The organism is Streptomyces sp. NPDC090077 (genome assembly GCF_044747545.1).
Taxonomy (GTDB): domain Bacteria; phylum Actinomycetota; class Actinomycetes; order Streptomycetales; family Streptomycetaceae; genus Streptomyces.
Map to the genome: position 1 here is coordinate 38,947 of NZ_JBIVEG010000013.1, position 21,067 is coordinate 60,013.

A 21,067-nucleotide genomic window follows, 5' to 3' on the forward strand; every position below is an offset into this window, starting at 1 on the left:
GTCCGGCCGAAGCTACGTTGCCGCAGGTCCATCGGTCAAGCGACCGGTTCCGGACCGCGCGCCGGCCCTCCTCCGCCCTCGCCGCCGGATCTAGTCGGCCAGTTGGGCGATCCAGCCGTACGGGAGTTCCTCGCCGTCCACGGTGACGGCCTCGACGGCCCGGCTCTCGGGGTCGATCTCGGCCTGGATCCCTTCGCCCTCGTAGCGGGGGTAGCCGGAGACGCCGATGGAGCCGGTGGCCTCGACCCGGGCGGTGCGCAGGACCGGGTCGTGGCCCTTGGCGTCCCGGGCGCCGGGCGGGCCGGGGCGCAGGACGACGGTGTACCGGTCGGGGGCGGGGCGGGCGGCGGGATTCATGGGGTCAGGCTAGTGACCGGGTCCGCCGCAGGCGCTCAGGCGCGGCCGGGGCCCCCGGGGTCCCCGCCCGGTGCGCCACCGGTGGAAAAAGTTTTCCACCGACACCTATCGAATGGCCGTTCGCCGGGAATGCTGCGGGTAATCTCCCGCCCCGGCCCGGCGTCCCGTCCCGGCGTCCCGCCCGTGCGGGCCTTCCGTACTGAGCCCCGGGAGGCACCACGCCATGCAGTCAGCCCCCACGAACCCCTCGGCCCCCGGCCGCCGCGACCTCCTCCGCGGCCTCGGCCTGGCCGCCGCCGCCCCGCTCCTCCTCGGCGCCGCACCCCGCCGCGCCCACGCCGCCCCGTCCGCCCCGACGGCCGTCCCCGGCGGCCGGACGGTCCTGCTCCGCGGAGCCTCCCTGGTGCTCACCATGGATCCCGCGCTCGGCGCCGGCCCCCTCGGCGCCGTCGGGGACGCCGACGTGCTGATGCGGGACGGCGCCGTCGCCGCCGTCGGCCCGGCCCTGCGGACACCGCCCGGCACCCGGGTGGTGGACGTCCCGGGCAAGCTGGTGATGCCCGGGTTCGTCGACACCCACAACCACCTCTGGCAGGCGGCGATCCGGGGCGGGTGCAGCGACCGGGACCTGTTCGGCTGGTTCCGGGAGTGTACGGACCCCCAGCGCGGCCGCCTGACTCCGGCGGCCCTCCACAGCATCGTGCGGCTCGCCGCCCTGGACGCCGTCCAGTCGGGGGTGACGACGGTGGTGGACTGGGTGGACATCTTCTCGTACGACCTGATCGAGAGCTACGTACGGGCCCTGGCCGGCACCGGGCTGCGGTTCACGTACGCGATGTACCCGCCGGCGCCCGACGGGGCCCTGCTCACGAAGGTGAAGCGGGAGCTCGTCGACCCGGTGCCGCTCGGCTCCTTCCAGGTGGCCACGCACGCGGCACGGTCCGCCGAGTCCCACAACCGGGCCCACTGGGAGGCCGCCCAGGAGCTGGGGGTCATGCTCAACTCCCATGTGCTGGAACGGCCCGAGCAGCGCGCCGACGACCCCCTCGGGGTCCTCGCCGACATCGGTGCGCTGGGTCCGCGGCTGCTGGTCAACCACGCGGTCCACCTGACGGACGCGGAGATCGCCGCCCTCGCCGAGCACGACGTGCGCGCGGCCCACTGCCCGCTCAGCAACATGCGGCTGGGCTCCGGCATCATGCGGCTGTCCGACCTGGCGGGCAGGGGCGTCAAGGTCGGGCTCGGCCTGGACGGCGGGACCAACGACAGCTCCGACTTCCACGCGCTGATGAAGGCGGCCGTCGGCCTGCAACGCGTCCGCGCGACCCGGGCCGAGGTCTTCCCGCAGGTGCCCGACGTCCTGCGGATGGCCACCCTGGGCGGAGCCGAGGCCCTCGGCATCGCGGACGTGGTGGGCTCCCTGACCCCCGGCAAGCGGGCCGACGTCGTGGTCGTCGACCCGGCCGCCCTGAACTTCGCCCCGCGCTTCGACCCGGTCGGCCAGATCGTCTTCAACGGGCGGCCCGAGAACGTGGACGCCGTGTTCGTGGACGGGCGCGCCCTGAAGCTCGGCGGCCGGCTGGTCGACGTCGACACCCGGCGCGTCGTGCGCGAGGCCGAGGCGGCCGCCACCCGGCTGCGCACCGCCTGACCGGCGGGCGGCACCCCCGCCGGGAGGTCAGCGCAGGGACTCCCGCGGGGGCCGCTCGCGCAGGGCGCCGTAGCCGATGAAGTACGCCGGGACGCGGTTGAGCCAGCGGGACTCCGTGATCAGCTCCGTCATGCGCTTCGCACGGCGGGGGTCCCCGAAGGCGGTGCGGCCCGCCAGCAGGGGTTCGATCACCTGCTCGTGGGCCAGGCGTTGCAAGCCCTGGGTCAGCACCGTGGTGGGCCAGCGGCGCAGTTGGACGCGGCGGACGTCGTGCAGCCCCACGGTGCCCGCGCGCAGCGGCCGCACCAGGTGGCGGGCCGCGGCCACCGCGTCCTGGACGGCCAGGTTGATGCCGATGCCGAAGACGGGCGACATGGCGTGCGCGGCGTCGCCGATGCACAGCAGTCCCGGGCGGTGCCAGCGGCGCAGCCGGTCCAGCCGTACGTCGAGGAGCTTGACCTCGTCCCAGGAGGTGACGGCGCCGGCCCGGTCGGCGAGCCACGGCACGGCCTCCGTGAAGCGGGTCATGAAGCGCTCCAGGCCCTCGGCGCGGCGTTCGGCGTCGGTGCCCTTGGGGATGAGGCCCGCGCACTGCCAGTAGTCGCCGCGGTCGATGAGCGCGGCGAAGAACCGGTCGCCCAGGCCGCCGAGGAGCCCGCTGGGGTCGTCCTCGGTGCGCGGCAGCCGGAACCACCAGGCGTCCATGGGGCAGGGGAAGCCCTCCAGGCCGAGTTCCGGCAGGTCCCGGGCGAGCGAGCCGCGGCCGTCGCAGGCCACGGTCAGGGTGGCCCGCAGTTCGCCGGTGCGGCCGTCCGCGGTGCGGTAGCGGACGCCCGCGACGCGGCCGCGCTCCATGAGGAAGGAGGTCGCCCCGGTGTCCATGCGCAGCCGGAAGGAGGGTTCCTTGCGGGCCTCGTCGGCGAGCAGGTCGAGCAGGTCCCACTGGGGCACCATGGCGATGTAGTTGTACTTCCCGGGGAGTGCCGCGATGTTCCCGACGGTGACCAGGGAGCGGTCCGTCCCCAGGGGCAACTGGACGGAGGAGACCCGGCGCTGCGGCAGCCGGGCGAAGCGTTCGGCGAGGCCGATGTCGTCCAGGAGCGACAGGGTCGAGGGGTGCACGGTGTCGCCGCGGAAGTCGCGCAGGAAGTCCCCGTGCTTCTCCAGCACCGTCACCTCGACCCCGGCCCGGGCGAGCAGCAGCCCCAGCACCATGCCGGCCGGACCGCCCCCCACCACACAGCACGTCGTGTGTTCCACACCAGCCACAGCAGCACACCCCTTCGCGGGAAATCCGGCGGGCCCCAGGAGACGTATACCGCAGGGGGCGGGCGGAAAACGGCAGCGGCGCGGCCGGTACCGCGCGCCGCTCCGCCTGCTCCCCGGATGCGGCCCGCACGCAGGTGACTAGCATGGACAGGAGACGGCCGCCATCGCGGGAACGGGCACCCCGCCCGCGCTGATTCATCCGGCCGTGCGGAACGCGCGATCGGCGCCCTGGTCCGCGGCTCGAACAGCCGCGTAGACGGCGGACGCGCACCCCCTTGCTTCATCGGGTCATGGCAGAACTCCGTGTGGTGGAAGGAAGGAGGACGAGGAGATTTCGCGCCGTTGTGAGCGGCGCAGTGACGAGAAGGGTTTTGAACCATGCGAGCACTGAGAGTGAAGCGGCTCTTCGCGGCGTCCGCGATCGGAGTCCTGATGGCCGGCGGCGCCGCCATCGGAGCAGCGGGTACGGCCTCCGCGGCGGTGCCCACCCACTCGGTCGCCTCCGTGAGCCACGGTGGCGGTGGCTGGGACGACGACGACCACGGTCACGGCTGGTACGACGACGATGACGACTGGGGCGGAGGGTACGGAGACGACTGCTGACGGGTGACCGCCCGAGGGGCTGTGCGGACCGCCGAGCCGACGGTCCGCACCGTCCCGTGTCCGCGGGCCGCAGGAGGGGCTACCGGGACCAGACCGTGCCGCGGGCCTCGTACTCGAGCATGGCCTCGACGGCGGTCGCCGTGTCCGGGCCCAGTTCGCGGCGTACGAGCCACAGGGCGAGTTCCAGGCCCGAGGTGATGCCGCCGGCGGTGACGAGGTCCCCGTCGTCGACGACGCGGGCGTTCTTCAGTACGCCGCCCTGCCGTTCGAGGTCGGGCCGGGCCTTGTGGTGGGTGGTGCAGGGCCGTCCGCGGGTCAGTCCGGCGGCGGAGAGCAGCATGACTCCGGTGCACAGGGCGCTGACGGTCAGTCCGGCGCGGGGCGCCGCCCCGAGCGCGCGCGGGAGGGTGCCGCGGCGTATCTCGGCCCAGACGCCGGGGTCCTCGCGGCGGGCGTAGCCGCCGCCCGGCACGACGATCACGTCGGCCTCGTCCGGGGCCCAGCCGTGGTCGACCTGGACCCGGGTGCCGTAGGAGGCCCGGACGTGTCCGGGGCGGGAGGCGGTGACGTAGCGGACCTCGACGGCCCGGTCGGTGAAGAAGCGCGCCGCGGAGAAGACCTCGTAGGGGGCGGCGAAGTCGAGTTCCTCGACCCCGTCGAACATGACGACGTGCACGCGCAGGGGTCCGCTCCCCCTCCCTGCGGACGGCCCTGCCGGAGCGGTTGCGGCCGCAGCGGCGCCCGCGCCGGCTCCGGTGAGTCCCGTGACGACGCCGGTGGCGCCGAGCGCGGTCGATGCCCTGAGGAGGTTCCTTCGGTTCATGCGGTGCTCCAGCTCGTGGGTGCCGTGCGGGTCACGCCGTCCGGCCGGGTCCCGGCCGTGGCGTCCGGGAAGGCAGTCGGGCGCCGCGGCCCCCCGGTTCCCGCACCGGAGCGATCAGCCCACGAGGCGCCGTCCGGCGGCCGCGGGGTGCAGGGCGGCGTATTCCAGGGGGGCCGACGGGTCGATGGACACGTCCAGTTGTGCCGGGCCGGCGCCCGCCCGTACGAGGAGGTCGCCGACGGCCGCGATCATCGCCCCGTTGTCGGTGCACAGGGTCAGCGGCGGCACCCGCAGTTCCACCCCGGCGGCGGCGCAGCGCTCCTCGGCCAGGGCCCGGACCCGGGAGTTGGCCGCGACCCCGCCCACCACGACCAGGGTCCGCACGTCGTACTCCGTGCAGGCGGCCAGCGCCTTGCGGGTGAGCACGTCGGCGACGGCCTCCTGGAGGGAGGCGGCCCCGTCGGCCAGGGGGATCTCCTCGCCGCTCTGCCGGTGCCGCTCGGCCCAGCGCGCGGCGGCGGTCTTCAGGCCGGAGAAGGAGAAGGCGTACGGGTCGTCGCGCGGCCCGGTCAGCGGGCGCGGGAAGGCCACCGCGCACGGGTTGCCCGTGCGGGCGGCGCGGTCGATCGCGGGCCCGCCGGGGTAGGGCAGTCCGAACACCCGGGCCACCTTGTCGAAGCACTCCCCGGCCGCGTCGTCGACGGTGTCGCCGAGGTGCAGGATCGGATCGCGCACGAGGTCCCGTACGAGCAGCAGCGAGGTGTGGCCGCCCGACACGATCAGCACCATGCAGGGGTTCGGGAGCGGCCCGTGCTCCAGGGTGTCGGCGGCGACGTGCCCGGCCAGGTGGTGCACCCCGTACAGCGGCACCCCCGCCGCGTACGCGAGCGTCTTCGCCCCGGCGAGCCCGACCTGGAGGGCGCCCGACAGGCCGGGCCCGGTCGTGACGGCGACGGCGTCGAGGTCGCGCAGCCGCAACCCCGCCCGGTCCAGGGCCTCCTGGACGACCGGGGTGAACGCCTGGAGGTGGGCGCGGGCGGCGATCTCCGGCACCACCCCGCCGAAACGGGCGTGCTCGTCCATGCTCGACGCCACGACGTGGGCGAGGAGCCGCCCGCCGGACACGATCCCGGCTCCTGTCTCGTCACAGGAGGACTCGATGCCCAGCACCACCGGAGCGCCCACGCCGGCCCCTTTCACACATGATTCGTTCTTGCAAAGAATGTGCAACAAGGTACCCGTGCGGGCGGGCCCTGCGCGAACCCGCGCGGCCGCCGGGAAACGGGGCCGTCCCACGGCCCGGACGGGTCGTGTGATCAGTGACTCATCCGCTGGTCAGACGGCCTTCGGGGTTGTAGCGTCGCGGCGACATCTGCACATAGCGACGACGGCGAGACGGAAGCCCGGTGTGAATCCGGCATGGTCGCGCCACTGTGTGCTGCGTCGGCTCCCCTCCCGGGGGTGGCGGCGCGGCGAGTCAGACCCGAGGACCGTCGTACCGCACCACCACATGGGACGCGTTGTTCCCCAAGGAGGTTCCCCATGGCCGAGGCTCTCGCTTCCGCTGCCGTACCCGCCCCCGCCCTCTCGCCCTCGGCCCCGCTGCCCGTGCGCGCGGTCCTTCCCTGGGCCGCCTTCGTCGGCCTGCTGATGCTCGTGGCCCTGTACTTCGTCGGCGCGGAGCAGGGCGCGACCGCCGTGTTCTCCGGCGAGGCCGTCCACGAGTGGGTGCACGACGGCCGTCACCTGCTCGGCTTCCCCTGCCACTGAGAGGCGCACGCATCATGTACGCCTCCACTGTCAGAGGTCTGCTGGTCCGCGGCATGCTCGCGGGCCTGATCGCCGGTCTGTTCGCCTTCGCCGTCGCCTACGTGGTCGGTGAGCCCCCGGTACGCGGCTCCATCGCCGTCGAGGAGGCCGCGGCCGCCCAGGAGGCCGCCCCGGCGGCCGGCCACGCCGGTCACGGCGGCGACGCCCCCGCCGCGGCGGAGGAGGAGGAAGAACTCGTCAGCCGCCCCGTGCAGTCCACCGTCGGCCTCGCCACCGGTGTGCTGGTCTACGGGGTCGCGCTGGGCGGCATCGCCTCCCTCGCGTTCTCCTTCGCCCTCGGCCGGGTCGGCCGGTTCAGCCCCCGGGCGACGGCGGCGCTCACGGCGGCCGGTGCCTTCGCCACCGTCTACCTGGTGCCGTTCCTCAAGTACCCGGCCACCCCGCCGGCCGTCGGCAACCCGGACACCATCGGGCAGCGCACCACGCTGTTCTTCCTGATGATCCTGCTCAGCGTCCTGCTGGGCGTCGGCGCGATCGTCCTCGGGCGGCGCCTGGCTCCGCGCCTGGGCAACTGGAACGCGACGCTGGCGGCCGGGGCGGGCTTCGTCCTCGCCGCCGGGCTGGCCTTCCTGGTCCTCCCGGACAACACGGACGCCGTCAAGCCGGAGTTCCCCGCCGCCCTGCTGTGGGAGTTCCGGGTCGCCTCGATCGCCGTCCAGGTCGTCCTGTGGACCGTGTTCGCCGTGGTGTTCGGCGTACTCGCCCAGCGGCTGCTGGCCCAGCGCACCGACGCCGCCGGCGCGCAGACCCCGGCCCCGCAGCCGGCGTCCGCCCTCGGCTGACCCGCGCACCGCGCACACCCCAGGCGCCCTGTCGCCCCGGACCCCCGGGGCGGCAGGGCGCCTGCCGTTGCGCCGGCAGAACCGGAAGCACGGGGGCGCACGCTCCGCGGCGGGCGCCGGATGGCCGGTTCGGCGGCCTTGACCTGGGACGGAACGAGGTGCTGCACGGCGGGCGGGCCCCGGGTGCCCACCGATCCGTGGAACCCGTCTGAAGGCTTGAACACGAATTTCACACATCTGCTCTTCATACCGGCTCGCCATGGTCTAGATTGACCGTGCTTCAGCTGTTCGTACACGAGCAACCAGTAAACGATCTACCGGCCAGGCGCTACGAAAAGCCAGCAATCACGTCCCCCCGGCACGAGGCGTGGGGGATGATCAATTCTCGGGGCCCGCACCAGGGCCTTGGGTGCGGGGGAGCATCCAAGGTTTCGGCGGGATCTCGCGCACGTCCAAATACCGGCGCGGCATGCGGTCCGCTGCCGCCGGGGTGGGGTTTGTCCGAGCAGTTCCGACACGGCCGGGTGGGGATCCCGGGTAGGAACAGCGCGGTTCGGGAGGCGGGGGCCTCCCGGCGGAGCAATGCGATCAGCGATCACGTCGTACCTTTGGGGACCTGGGGGGTTCTGTGCGGCAAGGGGGATTAGTCAGCCCGTTCCCGTCGGCGCGCGGGCGTCTGGCGAACGGGACGATCAGTCGGCCCACAAGTGACTGGGAGCATCGGTACCGGCGTACCGTGATCACCAGCGACACGGTGGCAACCGCCCTGGTGGTGGCGTCCATCGGCAACTTCTTCGGAGCTCGGGACGCGGCCAACTGGCACGAGAAATGGGGAATCCTCGCATTCGGCACCGAACTGCTGGTATTGGCAGCACTGGCCGTCAACCGGTCATGGGCTCCGGCAGTTCTCGGCCAGGGTGCGGAGGAATTCCGTCGGCTCGGCCGCTCACTGTTCACGGCGACCGTCTTACTGGCGCTCGGCGGGATCGCCCTCGCCTCGCGCAACATCAAATTATGGATCTTCGTCGCGATCCCCGCGATCGCGATCGTCACCATGACCACGCGGTATATTCTGCGCCTCTGGCTGCACAAACAGCGGAATGAGGGGCAGTGCCTGCGACCGGTGCTCGCCGCCGGGAGCCCGGACACGCTGCACGACCTGATCACCAGGACCCGCAAGTTCCCGCACCTCGGCTGGCGCGTGGACGCGGTGTGCACGACGGACGGCCTCGGACTCGACGGAGACGGTGACCAGCTGGACGGCGTACCCGTCGTCGGCAGGCTGGCGGACGTGGCCAACCACGTCCGCCGCGACGGCTACCGTGTCGTGGCGGTCACCCCGGACCCGCACTGGTCGCCGGACCGGCTCCAGCGGCTGGCGTGGAACCTGGAGGGCAGCGACGCCGAGATGGTCGTCGCCCCGGTGCTGATGGAGGTCGCCGGACCGCGGCTGCACGTGGACGCGGTGCTGGGGATCCCCCTGCTGCGGGTCAGCATGCCGATCTTCACCGGCGGCCGCCGGGCGGTCAAAGAAGTCGTCGACCGGGTGGGCGCGGCGGTCCTGCTGATGCTGTTCGCACCACTGATGGCGTTCGTCGCGCTGCTCGTGCTCGCGGACAGCCGGGGCGGGGCGGTGTACCGGCAGCGCCGGGTCGGCAAGGACGGACGCGAGTTCACCATTCTCAAGTTCCGCACCATGATCGCCGATGCCGACCGGGTACGGGCCGAGCTGGCCGACCGCAACGAGGGTGCGGGCCTGCTCTTCAAGCTCCGCCGGGACCCCCGGGTCACCCGGGTGGGAGCGGTGCTGCGCCGGTACTCCATCGACGAACTCCCGCAGCTCTTCAACGTGTTGACGGGGTCGATGTCGCTCGTCGGACCGCGGCCCCCGCTGCCGGAGGAGTCCGCCGCGTACGGTCCGGACATCCGGCGGAGGCTGCTGGTCAAGCCCGGACTCACCGGTCTGTGGCAGATCAGCGGACGCAGTGACCTGTCGTGGGAGGAGGCGGTCCGGCTGGACCTGCGGTACGTGGAGGACTGGTCGCTGGCCCTGGACACAGTGATCTTGTGGAAGACGCTGCGTGCGGTGGTCTACGGGCAGGGGGCGTATTGATGCGCGTGAGTCGCCGTCGGGCAGACGCGCGGAACGCAGGCCGAGGGGGCCTGCCTGGGGGGAGGAACGAGTCATGAAGGTCAGTGTTTTCGGCCTCGGCTACGTGGGCTGCGTCTCGGCCGCGTGCCTGGCCAGCATGGGCCACGAGGTCGTCGGGGTGGACGTCAGCCAGGTGAAGGTGGACCTGGTCAACGACGGCAAGGCCCCGGTGGTCGAGGAACGCATCGGCGAGCTCATCGCCGAGGTCGTGCGGACGGGGGCCTTACGCGCCACCGGTGACGTCCGCGAGGCGATCATGGAGAGCGAGGTGTCGCTGGTCTGCGTGGGCACGCCCTCGGAGCCCAACGGCAGCCTCTGCACGACGTACTTGGAGCGGGTGACCGAGCAGATCGGCGCGGCGCTCGCGGAGCGGGGCGGACGGCACACCGTGGTGTTCCGCAGCACCATGCTCCCGGGCACCTGCCTGGACCTGCTCGTGCCGATCCTGGAGAAGTCCGTCGGCGGCACCGCCGGAGTGGACGTCGGGGTCGCGGTCAACCCGGAGTTCCTGCGCGAGGGCACGAGCGTGCGGGACTTCTTCGACCCGCCCAAGACCGTCATCGGCCAGCTGGACGCGGCGAGCGGCGACGTGGTGGCCGCGCTGTACGACGGACTGCCCGGCGAGGTGTTCCGGGTCCCCGTCCCGGTGGCCGAGGCCATCAAGTACGCGGACAACGCGTTCCACGGCCTGAAGATCGGGTTCGCGAACGAGCTGGGCGCGGTGTGCCGGGCCCTCGGGGTGGACTCGCACCAGGTGATCGACGTCTTCCTGGCCGACCGCAAGCTCAACATCAGCCCCGCCTACCTGCGGCCCGGCTTCGCCTTCGGCGGTTCCTGCCTGCCCAAGGACCTGCGCAGCCTGGTCCACGCAGCACAGCGGGCCGACGTGTCGGTGCCCATCCTCTCCCACGTCCTGCCCTCCAACGCCGACCACCTGCAACGCGCGGTGGAGCTGGTGGAGCGCACCGGCAAGCGCCGGGCGGGCCTGTTCGGGCTGTCCTTCAAGCCCGGCACGGACGACCTGCGCGAGAGCCCCCTCGTCGAGCTGGCGGAGCGGCTCTTCGGCAAGGGGTACGACCTGAAGATCTACGACGCCAACGTGAGCCTGTCCCGGCTGCTCGGCGCGAACCGGGAGTACATCGAGAACCGGCTCCCGCACCTCGCGCACCTGCTCGCGGACTCCGTCGACGAGGTCCTCGACCACGCCGAGGTGTGCCTGGTGGGGACCAGGGACCCGGACGTGCTCGCGGCGCTGCCGCACGGCGACGGCCCGGTGATCATCGACCTCATCCACCTTCCCGACGCCGACGAGCGCCGGACCGAACCGGGGTACGTGGGCCTTGCCTGGTGAAACGACGCGTGGTGCGGCCGCCGGCGGCCGCACCACCGGCCGGCGTGCGCTGGTCCTGGTGGAGAACCTGTCGGTGCCCTTCGACCGGCGGGTGTGGCAGGAGTGCACGACGCTGCGCGACGCCGGCTGGACGGTGGACGTCATCTGCCCCCAGGGGACCAAGCGGGACACCGAGCCGGAGGCCGTGATCGACGGGGTGCGGATCCACCGCTACCCGCTGCGCGCGGCCACCGGCGGGCCGGCCGGCTACCTCAAGGAGTACGGATCGGCGCTGTGGCACACCATGCGGCTGGCCCGCAAGGTCGGCCCGGTCCACGTGGTCCACGCCTGCAACCCGCCCGACCTGCTGTTCCTGCCGGCCCTGTGGCTCAAGCGGCACGGGGCACGGTTCGTCTTCGACCAGCACGACCTGGTCCCCGAGCTGTACCTCTCCCGGTTCGACCGCGGCGAGGACCTGCTCTACCGGGCCGTGTGCGCGCTGGAACGGCTCACCTACCGGGCCGCCGACGTCGTGCTCGCCACGAACGAGAGCTACCGGGACGTCGCGGTGCGCCGCGGCGGCCGGCGCCCGGAGGACGTCTTCGTGGTCCGCAGCGCGCCCGACACCGACCGCTTCCACCCCGTGCCGCCCGAGCCCGAGCTCAAGCGCGGCAAGCCCCATCTGCTGTGCTACCTCGGGGTCATGGGCCCGCAGGACGGCGTGGACTACGCGTTGCGCGCCCTGGCGAAGCTCCGCGACGAGGTCGGGCGCAGCGACTGGCACGCGGTGTTCGTCGGCGGCGGCGACACCTTCGACGCGATGGTGGAGCTGTCCCGGCAGCTCGGGCTCTCCGAGCAGGTGCAGTTCACCGGGCGCGTCTCGGACGCCGACCTGGCGCGGTACCTGTCCACCGCGGACGTGTGCCTCTCCCCCGACCCGCGCAATCCGCTCAACGACGTGTCGACCATGAACAAGGTCCTGGAGTACATGGTGATGGGCCGGCCGATCGTCTCGTTCGACCTCAAGGAGGCGCGGGTCTCCGCCGGTGACGCGGCCGTCTACGCCCCCGCCAACGACGAGGGCGAGTTCGCCCGGCTGATCGCGCTGCTGCTGGACGACCCGGAGAAGCGCGCCCTGATGGGCAAGATCGGCCAGGAGCGGATCGGCGGGCCGCTCGCCTGGCGCAACTCGCAGGCTTCGCTGCTCTCCGCGTACGCCGCCGCCTGCCGTGACCGCGGTGCGGTGCCGGCCGGCTCCTCCGACCGTTCGGGGAAGAGGCCGCTCCGTTGAGCGACGACACGATACGCCTGGTCACGATCGGGCGGATTTTCCGCCGTCGCTGGCGGCTGCTCACCGTCCTCGCGGTGGTGGGCGCGCTCCTCGGCTACGGCGTCTCGCTGCTGGTCCCGGCGCGGTACACGGCATCGGCGTCGGTGCTGCTGCCGGGGGCGTGGGAGGAGCGCGAGCTGCTGACCCAGGCGGAGATCGCGGCCAGCTCGGTCGTGGTCGACCGGGCGGCCTCGGCCCTCGGCTGGACCAAGGTCAGCCGCACCGAGCTGCGGGAGCAGGTGACCGCGAAGGCCACGGACGGCAACATCATCAGGATCTCGGGCACGGCCGACACCCCGGAGCGCGCGCAGCGGCTCTCCGACCAGGTGGCGCAGCAGTTCGTGGCGTTCGCCGCGCGGATCTCGGGCGACAGCTCCGACCCCGAGGCGGCGGCGCGGCCCGAGGCCCTGCGGCAGCTGGTCACCCAGACCAGCCGCCGGATCACCGAGCTGGCCGACGCGGCCGGGCGGGGGCAGAGCGTGGAGAGCGTGCAGACCCGTACCGAACTCTCGAAGCTGCGCACCACGCTCCAGGAGGCCGTGGACAAGCTGGTCCAGGCCGACCCGGCCGCGAACAAGTCCCTGAAGGCCAACATGGTCGTCATGGGGCCGGCGCCGCGGCCGACCGGCGAGGCGCCGCCGACCAGGACGCAGCTCGTCGTCACCGGGGCGGTGCTGTTCCTCCTGCTCGGGGTCGTCGGCCATCTGACGGCCCTGCGGATGAGCCGTCGCGCGCGTACCGGGGCGGAGATCGCCGCGGCGCTGGGCGCGGTGGTGCTGGGCACGGTCGACGTGCCCGCCGAACGGCCGGCGGACCGGCCGGGGGGACGTGGTCCGAAGGCCGGGATCGGGCGGCTGCTGGCCCTCGACGTCCGGTGGGACGTGCCGGCCCCGAGCGCGTCCGGCGACGAGGCCGGCCGGCAGCTCCGCTACCGGCGGGTGCACGCCCGCCTGCGCGACGGGCTGAGGGACCCCCGGCGGGTGCTGCTGCTCGTCCCGGAGGGCGACCGCAACGCCCTCCGGGCCGCCGAGCAGTTCACCGCCGGGGCCGAGGGCGATCCGCAGCTGCGGGTGGCCGGGGTCCCGGTGGCCGGGCCGGTGATTGCGGACCGCGACGACGAGTCCGGTGCCGTGGTCCTGCTCAGCCCCGGCAGCTGGACCACCGGGGAGCTCGCGGGGATCGCCGGGGCGTGCGCGGACGCGGGACACGAGATCGTCGGCATCGTCCTCGTCGGCACGGTCCAGGCCGGTCCGGCGAAGTCCGCCGGCCGCTCCCGCAAGGCCGCCGCACCGGCGGTCGCGGTCGGCGCCGACGCGACGGGAAGTTCAGGGTGACCATGAGTACGACTACGGAGCCGTCGCACGGCGCTCCGCTGCTGGACCTGCAGACGCTCGTGGTGTCGGTGCGCAGGCGCCGCCGCCTGTGGAGCTCCCTGGCCCTGCTGGGGCTGCTCATCGGGGCGGCCGTGGCGGTGCTGCTCCCGCCGCCGCCGACCGCGGTGACGAAGGTGCTGGTCGCGCACCAGCAGGACCAGCCGAACGACCCCGGGACGCTGATCCGCACCGACGTCGCGCTGCTGCAGACCACACGGATCGCCGAACGGGCCCTCAAGACCCTGAAGTCGCGGGAGAAGCCCGAGGACTTCATGAAGGAGTACGCGGGTGTCGGGCTGACCAACAACCTGCTCCAGATCGACGTGACGGGTGACAGCGACGCGCAGGCCGTAGCCCGGGCCAAGGCGCTGGCCGACGCGTTCGTCGCGGACCACGTGCGGCGGATCCAGGAAGCCGCGGAGGCCGAGTCCAAGACCCTCCTCGACCAGCGGGACCGGTTGCGGGAGGAACTCGACCAGGTCAACAAGGCGATCGGGACCGGAACCCCGGAGACCGGGCCGAAGGCGTCGGCGAACACCGAGTCGCTCTTCGCCCGCCGGGCCGAACTGACCGCCCGGATCACCGACTTCGGCCAGCGGGCCGCGGAGGCGCGGGTCGGCACGCCCCAGCTGGTGGCCGGCACGCAGGTCGTGGACGCGCCGCGGGCGGTGCGGCACTCCCTGCCCAAGGCCGCCGTCACCGACGCGGGGATCGGGCTGGTCCTCGGACTGGTCGTCGGGCTCGCGGTGGCCGCGGTCGGCGCGGTGGTGGCGGACCGCCCCGTGCTGCGCCGGGAGATCGCGGCGAACCTGGGGGCCTCCGTCATCGCGGAGCTCCCCCGCCGGTCGGCCGGGCGCTTCCAGCGGCGCGCGACGCGGGGGGCGCGGGAGCGGCTCACCACCTCCCTGGCCCGGACGGTGCGCGGCTCGGCGGAACCGGTGTCCCTGCTGGAACTGGGCTGCGCCCAGGCCGCCGCCCTGATCGCCCTGGACCTCGCGGCGGCACTGGCGGCGGAGGGACCGGTGTCGGTCGTCGACGGCCTGCCGGGCCTGCGGATCACCCGGCACCGCGGCAGGCCCGCGGAGCTGACCGTGGTCGGGGAGGACGCCGCGGAGGCGGCCCCGGGAGAGCGCCGGTTCGGCGTGGGCTCGGTCGCCCCCGGCACGGCGTGGAGCGGGCTGCCGCACCTCGGCACCCGGACCGTGCTCGTCGTGCGTGCCGGGCACGGCAGCGCCGCGTGGCTGCACACGGTGGCGCGGCAGCTCGCGGAACAGGGCGTCACGGTGACCGGGGTGGTGCTGATCGACCCCGATCCGCGGGACCGCACCGACGGCACTTTGTGGGAAGGGCCGCACAGCGCGCTGCGCGGCCCCAACGAGCGGCCCGCCCGGCAGAACGGCACGGGCGGGCGGCAGACGGAACGGCTGCCCGTGTGGGCGGCGCGGGTTCCGGACAGCGACCAGGAGGCACGGTAGGACATGTGTGGCATCGCAGGCACGTACCGGTGGCCGGACGGGAAGGCCGTGACCGACCGGCTCACGGAGACCCTCGCCCACCGCGGTCCGGACGGGGCGGGCCGGTACGGCCACCCCGTCGGCGACGGCGAGGTGCAGCTCGGACACCGCCGGCTGGCCATCATCGACCTCTCGGAGACCGGCGCCCAGCCGATGGTCTCCGACGGGCTCGTCCTCACGTACAACGGGGAGCTGTACAACGCGCCGGAGCTGCGCGCCGAACTGGCCGCGGGCGGGGTGCGCTTCCGGGGCACCTCCGACACCGAGGTGCTGCTGGAGGCCTGGCGGCGCTGGGGCACGGACTGCCTGCCCCGGCTGCGCGGGATGTTCGCGTTCGGGATCTTCGACGAGCGGACCGGGGAGCTGGTGCTCGCCCGCGACCAGCTGGGCGTCAAGCCGCTGTTCCTGCTGCGGCGGGGCGGCGGCCTGGTGTTCGCCTCCGAGCTGAAGGCGCTCGCCGCCGCGACCGGCGGTGCGCTGGAGGTGGACCACGCCGCGCTGGTGGCCTCGCTGCTGTACTACTGGGTGCCGGACTCGCGGTGCGCGTACCGCGAGGCGGAGAAGCTGCCGCCGGGGAGCTGGCTGCGGTGCCGGCCGGACGGCAGTGTGGAGCGCGGCCGGTACTGGAACCTGAGGGACGTCGCGGCCGAGGGCCGGGAGCGGGCCCGCGCCGGTGAGCTGCCCGACCTGGCCGCCATCGTCGAGGAGTCGACCCGGCGGCACCTGCTCTCCGACGTGCCCGTGGCGACCTTCCTCTCCGGCGGCCTCGACTCCAGCTACCTGACCGCCCTGGCGGCCCGCCACCGGCCCGGGATGTCGGCCTACACGATCGGGTTCCGCGCCGAGGACGCCAAGTTCGAGGCGATGCCGGACGACCTGCGCTACGCCCGGACGGTGGCCGAGCGGTACGGCGTCGAGCTGCACGAGATCGAGATCGCCCCGGACGTGCTCGACCTGCTGCCGCGGATGACGTACCACCTGGACGAGCCGATCGGCGACCCCGCCGCGATCAACACCTTCCTGATCTGTTCGGCCGCCCGGGAGGCCGGGGTGAAGGTGATGCTCTCGGGGATGGGTGCCGACGAGCTGTTCGCCGGCTACCGCAAGCACCTGGCCAACGTGCTCGCGCTGCGCTACCAGCGCGTCCCGCGGCCCCTGCGGCACGGTGTGTCCGCCGCCGTGGACCGGCTGCCGGTCGCCACCTCCCGCCGGGGGCTGCGTTCGGTGCGCTTCGCGAAGCGTTTCCTGTCCTTCGCGGATCTTCCGGAGGAGACCGCCTTCCGGCGCAGCTACACCATGTACGATCGCGGCGAGCTGCTCGGCCTGATCGATCCGGACCTGGCCGGGACGGTCGACGACGTGCTGACCGAGCACGCGGACGTGTACGAGGACAACGACCTCGACGACTTCGTCAACCGCATGTGCCTGGGCGACTCGCGGATGTTCCTGCCGGGCCTGAACCTCGCCTACACGGACCGCTCCAGCATGGCCGCGTCGACCGAGGTGCGCGTCCCGTACGTGGACGTCGAGGTGGTCAAGGCCGCGTTCACCTTCCCCGGGGACCGCAAGATCGTCGGGCGGCAGGGCAAGGCCGTCCTCAAGGAAGCGGCGACGTCGATCCTGCCCCGGGAGATCGTCTACCGGCCCAAGGGCCTGTTCAGCGCCCCGCTGCGCGCCTGGATGAGCCGGGACCTGGCGCCGCTGGTGCGCGAGGTCATCAACGACGGCGAACTCGTCCGCTCCGGGTTCCTGCGCCGTGACGCCCTGGCGCGGCTCGCCGCCGAGGACGCCGCCGGGCAGCGGGATTTCTCCAAGCATCTATGGCACGTGCTGACCCTCGAGTACTGGTACCGCGGCGCGATCGCCGGGTCCGGTCAGAGCACGCGGTTCACGGCTTAGCAATTTCAGAGGAGTTCGGGTGAAGCAGGTCGTACAGAACTACAAGAGCGGCGAGCTGGCGGTGCTGGACGTGCCGGTGCCGGGGTGCAAGCCGGGGGGTGTGCTGGTCCGCACCTCCTACTCGCTGATCTCCACCGGGACCGAGCTGATGAAGGTGTCCGAGGCCGGCATGTCGATGCTGGGCAAGGCCCGTTCCCGGCCGGACCAGGTCGCCAAGGTCATGCAGAGCGTGGCCGTCAACGGGGTGCCCGCCACCTACCGCAAGGTGATGGGCAAGCTGGACTCCTACACGCCGCTGGGCTATTCGCTGTGCGGGGTGGTCGAGCAGGTCGGCGCCGGGATCGACGACGTGGCGGTCGGCGACGTGGTGGCCTGTGCCGGCAACGAGCACGCGCTGCACGCCGAGTTGAACTGGGTGCCGAAGAACCTGTACGCGCGGGTTCCGGACGGTCTCGAACCCCGGCACGCGGCCTTCGGCACGGTCGGTTCGATCGCGATGCAGGGCGTGCGCCAGGGCGAGCCGCAGCTAGGCGAGGTGGCGCTGGTCATCGGCCTCGGGCTGATCGGGCAGCTGGTGGTGCAGCTCCTCACCGCCGCGGGGGTCCGCGTCGTGGGCGCCGACCCCGACCCGGTGCGCTGCGAGCTCGCCGAGCGGCTGGGCGCCGCGGCCTGCGGCGACCCCGGGTCCCCGGCCGTGGAGGCGGCGGTCGCCGAGCTGACGGACGGGCACGGCGTGGACCAGGTGTACCTGGCCGCCGGCGGCGGCAGCAACCAGCCCGTCGAGCTGGCCGCGAAGCTCTGCCGGGACCGCGGGCGGGTCGTCGACATCGGCAAGTGCCGTCTGGACCTGCCGTGGAACGCGTACTACGAGAAGGAGCTCGACGTCCGGTTCTCCCGCAGCTACGGCCCCGGGCGCTACGACCCGGAGTACGAGCTCGACGGGCGGGACTACCCGATCGGCTACGTGCGCTGGACCGAGCGCCGCAACCTGGCGTGCTTCCTCGACCTCGTCGCCCGCGGCCGGGTGGACGTGGAGCCGCTGGTCTCCCACATCGCCGACTTCGACGACGCCGTCGAGACGTACCAGCGGCTGAAGGACGGCGAACTGAAGGCCGTGGCCGTGCTGTTCCGCTACCCGGGCCAGGCGCCGGAGGCCGAGCCCCCGGTGCTGGCTGTACCGGCGGTCAGGCGTTCCGCCGAGGGGGCGTCCGCACCGTCCCGGGCCGCCGGGTCGCCGGTGCGCCTGGCGTTCGTCGGCGCGGGGAACTACGCCACGTCGATGCTGCTGCCGCACCTGGTGCAGCGCGAGGGCGTCGAGCTCGCGACGGTCGTCACCACGACGGCGCTGTCCGCGGCCAACGCCCAGCGCAAGTTCGGCTTCGCCGAGGCGACCACCGACCTCGACGCCGTGCTCGGCGACAAGTCGATCGACGCGGTGTTCGTGGTCACCCGGCACAGCTCCCACGCCGAGCTGACCCGGCAGGCGCTGCTGGCCGGCAAGACGGTGTTCGTGGAGAAGCCGCTCGCGCTCACCGAGGACGAGCTGGCCGGTGTGCTCGCGGCGGTGGAGGAGTCCGGCAACGACCGGCTGCAGGTGGGCTTCAACCGCCGGTTCTCGCCGCTGCTCCAGGAGGCCCGGAAGCGGTTCGGCACCCGGACCGGTCCGGCGAGCCTGCGCTACCTGGTCAACGCGGGCCGGCTCCAGCACGGCAGCTGGTACCTCCAGCAAGGCACCGAGGGCTCCCGGTTCGCCGGCGAGGGCGGGCACTTCATCGACACGGCGAGCTGGCTGCTGGGCGCCGACCCGGTCTCGGTCTACGCGACCGGCACCGCCGGCAACGAGGACCTCCAGGTCCTGCTGCGCTACCCGGACGGCTCCACCGCCACCGTCAGCTACGTCACCACGGGCGCACCGGGCTTCCCGAAGGAGACCCTCGACCTGGTCGCGGACGGCAAGGTGCTGCGCCTCGACGACTTCGTGCGCGCCTCGGTGTACGGGCCCAAGCGGTGGGTGAGCTCGCGGCTGCCCCAGGCCCGGGACAAGGGCCAGCTCGCCGAACTGGCCGCGTTCGTCAGGGCGGTGCGGACGGGCGGACCGATGCCGGTGCCGCTGGAGTCGTTGGTCGCCACGACGGCGGCCACCCTCGCCGTGCAGACCGGACTGGCCGGCGGGGTGCCCGTGACGCTGGCGGACGCCCGATGAGCATGAGCGCGGGCTGGTACCTGCGGCGGCTGTCCAGGATGGGGCCGCAGGAGGTCGGCGGCCGGGCCGGCGACGCGGTGCGCAGGCGGCGGTGGCGGACGTCCGCGCCCGACGCCCCCGCCGTGAGCGGCGCCCGGTTCACCGCGGTGCTTCCCGCGGGGACCCTGGACGCGGTGCCGCCGGACGCCGCCAAGCGCCTGGTCGCCGAGGCGGACCGGCTGATGGCCGGGCACGGCCGGTTCTTCGGGGTGGACCGCGAGGACCTGGTGGACCCGGACTGGTCGTGGGACCCGAAGACCGGGCGGCGGGCCCCGCAGGTCTACGCCTTCGACGTGCCCTACCGGGACGAGGAGGCGGTCGGCGACGTCAAGCAGATCTGGGAGCCGTCCCGGCACCAGTACCTGACGGTCCTCGCCGCCGCGTACGCGGTCACCGGGGACGAGCGGTACGCCGAGCGGGTGGCCGCGCACCTGCGCTCGTGGTGGGAGGCCAATCCGCCGCTGAGCGGCGTGCACTGGACCAGCGGCATCGAGCTGGGCATCCGGCTGCTGTCCTGGGTGTGGGTGCGCCGGCTCCTGGACGGCTGGCCGGGGGCGGCCGGGCTGTTCGAGGAGAACCCGGTGGCGCGGGACCAGGTCTGGCACCACCAGCGGTGGCTGGCGGCGTTCCCCAGCCGGGGGTCCTCGGCGAACAACCACGTCATCGCCGAGGCCGCCGGGCAGTTCGCCGCCGCCTGCGCGTTCGGGTGGTTCCCCTCCTCGGAGCGGTGGCGGGCCGACGCGCTGCGGTCGCTGGAGCGGCACCTGCGCGGCAACACCTTCCTCTCCGGCCTCAACCGGGAGCTGGCCTCCGAGTACCACGGGCTGGTGCTGGAGCTGGGTCTGGCCGCGCTGGCCGAGGCGGACGCCGCGGGCGTGCAGGTTCCCGCGGCGGTGCGGCTGGTCCTGCTGCGGATGACGGACGCGCTCGCGGCGGTCGTGGACAACCGGCTGCGGCCGCCGCGCCAGGGCGACTCGGACGACGGGCACGGCCTGGTCGTGGACGGTGCGGGCACCGACCGCTGGGGCTCGCTGCTGTCCACCGGGGAGGCCGTGTTCGGCAGGCTCGACTGGTGGCCCGCGGTGACCGGCACCGACGTGCGGACGGCGCTGCTGGCCGCGCTCGTGCGGCCGGGCGCGCCGGCGGTGACCCGTCCGGCGAAGCGGCCGGTGCACTTCCCCGACGCGGGGATGACGGTGCTGCGCGGTCCCGGGGAGCTCTGGGTCCGCTGCGACGGCGGTCCGCACGGCTTCCTGTCGATCGCCGCGCACGCCCACGCGGACGCGCTGTCGGTGGAGGTCCGGCACGACGGGGTCGACGTGCTCGCCGACCCGGGGACGTTCTGCTACCACGGGCAGCCCGAGTGGCGGCAGTACTTCCGGTCCACCCTGGGGCACAACACCCTGGAGCTGGACGGCGCCGACCAGTCGGTCTCCGGCGGGCCGTTCCTGTGGACCCGGCACGCCCAGACCCGCGTCCTGGTCGCGGACACCTCCGACGAGCGGGTGTCGCGCTGGTGCGCCGAGCACGACGGCTACCGGCCCTCCGTGCACCGGCGGCGGGTGGAGCTGACGGGTGCGAGCCGGGAGGTGCGGGTGGTCGACGAGGTGAGCGGCCCGCGCCGGGCCGTGCGGCTGGCGTTCCACCTCGGCCCGGCGGTCAGCGCGGAGCTGGACGGCGACCGGGCGCTGCTCACCTGGAGCGTGGACGGCGAGGACCGCTCCGCGGTGCTCGACCTGCCCGGCCGGCTGTCCTGGCGGGCGCACCGCGCGGAGACCGGCCCGCCGCTGGGCTGGTACTCGGCCGGCTTCGGGCGCAAGGAGCCCGCCACGACGCTGGTCGGCACCGGATTCGCCGACGGCGGCGAGGGGTTCACGACCGTGCTCGGGTTCGGCGTCTAGAGGGAAGGGGG

Annotated in this window: 16 protein-coding genes; 12 read left to right on the forward strand and 4 right to left on the reverse strand. The window is 73.6% G+C overall.

What is annotated here, in order from left to right:
• Positions 1–90: 90 nt before the first annotated feature.
• Positions 91–357, reverse strand: coding sequence for a hypothetical protein (locus ACIPW5_RS21965; protein ID WP_401247320.1), 267 nt, complete (start codon positions 355–357; stop codon positions 91–93).
• Between the two features lie 223 nt (positions 358–580).
• Between ACIPW5_RS21965 and ACIPW5_RS21970 the strand changes: the two genes are divergently transcribed.
• Complete coding sequence (locus ACIPW5_RS21970; protein WP_401247323.1) at positions 581–2,008, forward strand: amidohydrolase family protein; 1,428 nt, start codon at positions 581–583, stop codon at positions 2,006–2,008.
• Positions 2,009–2,035: 27 nt separating this feature from the next.
• Here ACIPW5_RS21970 and ACIPW5_RS21975 read toward each other — a convergent pair whose 3' ends face one another.
• On the reverse strand, positions 2,036–3,268 hold the full coding sequence (locus tag ACIPW5_RS21975; protein WP_401247326.1) for an FAD-dependent oxidoreductase: 1,233 nt from the start codon (positions 3,266–3,268) through the stop codon (positions 2,036–2,038).
• Positions 3,269–3,655: 387 nt separating this feature from the next.
• Between ACIPW5_RS21975 and ACIPW5_RS21980 the strand changes: the two genes are divergently transcribed.
• Complete coding sequence (locus ACIPW5_RS21980) at positions 3,656–3,880, forward strand: hypothetical protein (protein WP_401247329.1); 225 nt, start codon at positions 3,656–3,658, stop codon at positions 3,878–3,880.
• Positions 3,881–3,959: 79 nt separating this feature from the next.
• On the opposite strand, the gene ACIPW5_RS21985 is transcribed toward ACIPW5_RS21980, so the two are convergent.
• Both ACIPW5_RS21985 and tsaD read right to left on the reverse strand, forming a co-directional pair.
• Positions 3,960–4,703: a DJ-1/PfpI family protein gene (locus tag ACIPW5_RS21985; RefSeq protein WP_401247332.1), complete on the reverse strand. Its 744-nt coding sequence runs from the start codon at positions 4,701–4,703 to the stop codon at positions 3,960–3,962.
• Positions 4,704–4,817: 114 nt separating this feature from the next.
• Positions 4,818–5,876, reverse strand: coding sequence for a tRNA (adenosine(37)-N6)-threonylcarbamoyltransferase complex transferase subunit TsaD (gene tsaD, locus ACIPW5_RS21990; protein ID WP_401247757.1), 1,059 nt, complete (start codon positions 5,874–5,876; stop codon positions 4,818–4,820).
• Positions 5,877–6,245: 369 nt separating this feature from the next.
• Here tsaD and ACIPW5_RS21995 point away from each other — a divergent pair, with 369 nt between their 5' ends.
• The 10 genes from ACIPW5_RS21995 to ACIPW5_RS22040 all read left to right on the forward strand — a co-directional run bounded on the left by ACIPW5_RS21995 (position 6,246) and on the right by ACIPW5_RS22040 (position 21,056).
• Complete coding sequence (locus ACIPW5_RS21995) at positions 6,246–6,473, forward strand: CbtB-domain containing protein (RefSeq protein WP_401247334.1); 228 nt, start codon at positions 6,246–6,248, stop codon at positions 6,471–6,473.
• 14 nt (positions 6,474–6,487) lie between these two features.
• Positions 6,488–7,315 (forward strand): CbtA family protein, encoded by an 828-nt coding sequence (locus tag ACIPW5_RS22000; RefSeq protein WP_401247336.1) that lies wholly within the window; start codon positions 6,488–6,490, stop codon positions 7,313–7,315.
• Between the two features lie 628 nt (positions 7,316–7,943).
• Positions 7,944–9,428, forward strand: a complete 1,485-nt coding sequence (locus tag ACIPW5_RS22005; RefSeq protein ID WP_401247339.1) for a sugar transferase — start codon at positions 7,944–7,946, stop codon at positions 9,426–9,428.
• A gap of 73 nt (positions 9,429–9,501) precedes the next feature.
• Positions 9,502–10,818 (forward strand): nucleotide sugar dehydrogenase, encoded by a 1,317-nt coding sequence (locus tag ACIPW5_RS22010; RefSeq protein WP_401247342.1) that lies wholly within the window; start codon positions 9,502–9,504, stop codon positions 10,816–10,818.
• Complete coding sequence (locus ACIPW5_RS22015; RefSeq protein WP_401247345.1) at positions 10,808–12,088, forward strand: glycosyltransferase family 4 protein; 1,281 nt, start codon at positions 10,808–10,810, stop codon at positions 12,086–12,088. Before ACIPW5_RS22010 ends, ACIPW5_RS22015 begins: the two co-directional genes overlap by 11 nt.
• The gene (locus ACIPW5_RS22020) at positions 12,085–13,461 is read left to right on the forward strand and encodes a Wzz/FepE/Etk N-terminal domain-containing protein (RefSeq protein ID WP_401247347.1); all 1,377 of its coding nucleotides are present in this window, start codon (positions 12,085–12,087) and stop codon (positions 13,459–13,461) included. The genes ACIPW5_RS22015 and ACIPW5_RS22020 overlap by 4 nt, the downstream gene beginning before the upstream one ends.
• Positions 13,458–14,975 (forward strand): Wzz/FepE/Etk N-terminal domain-containing protein, encoded by a 1,518-nt coding sequence (locus tag ACIPW5_RS22025; RefSeq protein ID WP_401247350.1) that lies wholly within the window; start codon positions 13,458–13,460, stop codon positions 14,973–14,975. Before ACIPW5_RS22020 ends, ACIPW5_RS22025 begins: the two co-directional genes overlap by 4 nt.
• 3 nt (positions 14,976–14,978) lie before the next feature.
• The gene (asnB, locus tag ACIPW5_RS22030) at positions 14,979–16,913 is read left to right on the forward strand and encodes an asparagine synthase (glutamine-hydrolyzing) (RefSeq protein WP_401247353.1); all 1,935 of its coding nucleotides are present in this window, start codon (positions 14,979–14,981) and stop codon (positions 16,911–16,913) included.
• Between the two features lie 19 nt (positions 16,914–16,932).
• The gene (locus tag ACIPW5_RS22035) at positions 16,933–19,116 is read left to right on the forward strand and encodes a bi-domain-containing oxidoreductase (RefSeq protein ID WP_401247356.1); all 2,184 of its coding nucleotides are present in this window, start codon (positions 16,933–16,935) and stop codon (positions 19,114–19,116) included.
• Positions 19,113–21,056, forward strand: a complete 1,944-nt coding sequence (locus ACIPW5_RS22040) for an alginate lyase family protein (RefSeq protein WP_401247359.1) — start codon at positions 19,113–19,115, stop codon at positions 21,054–21,056. The genes ACIPW5_RS22035 and ACIPW5_RS22040 overlap by 4 nt, the downstream gene beginning before the upstream one ends.
• The last annotated feature ends 11 nt before the right edge of the window (positions 21,057–21,067 follow it).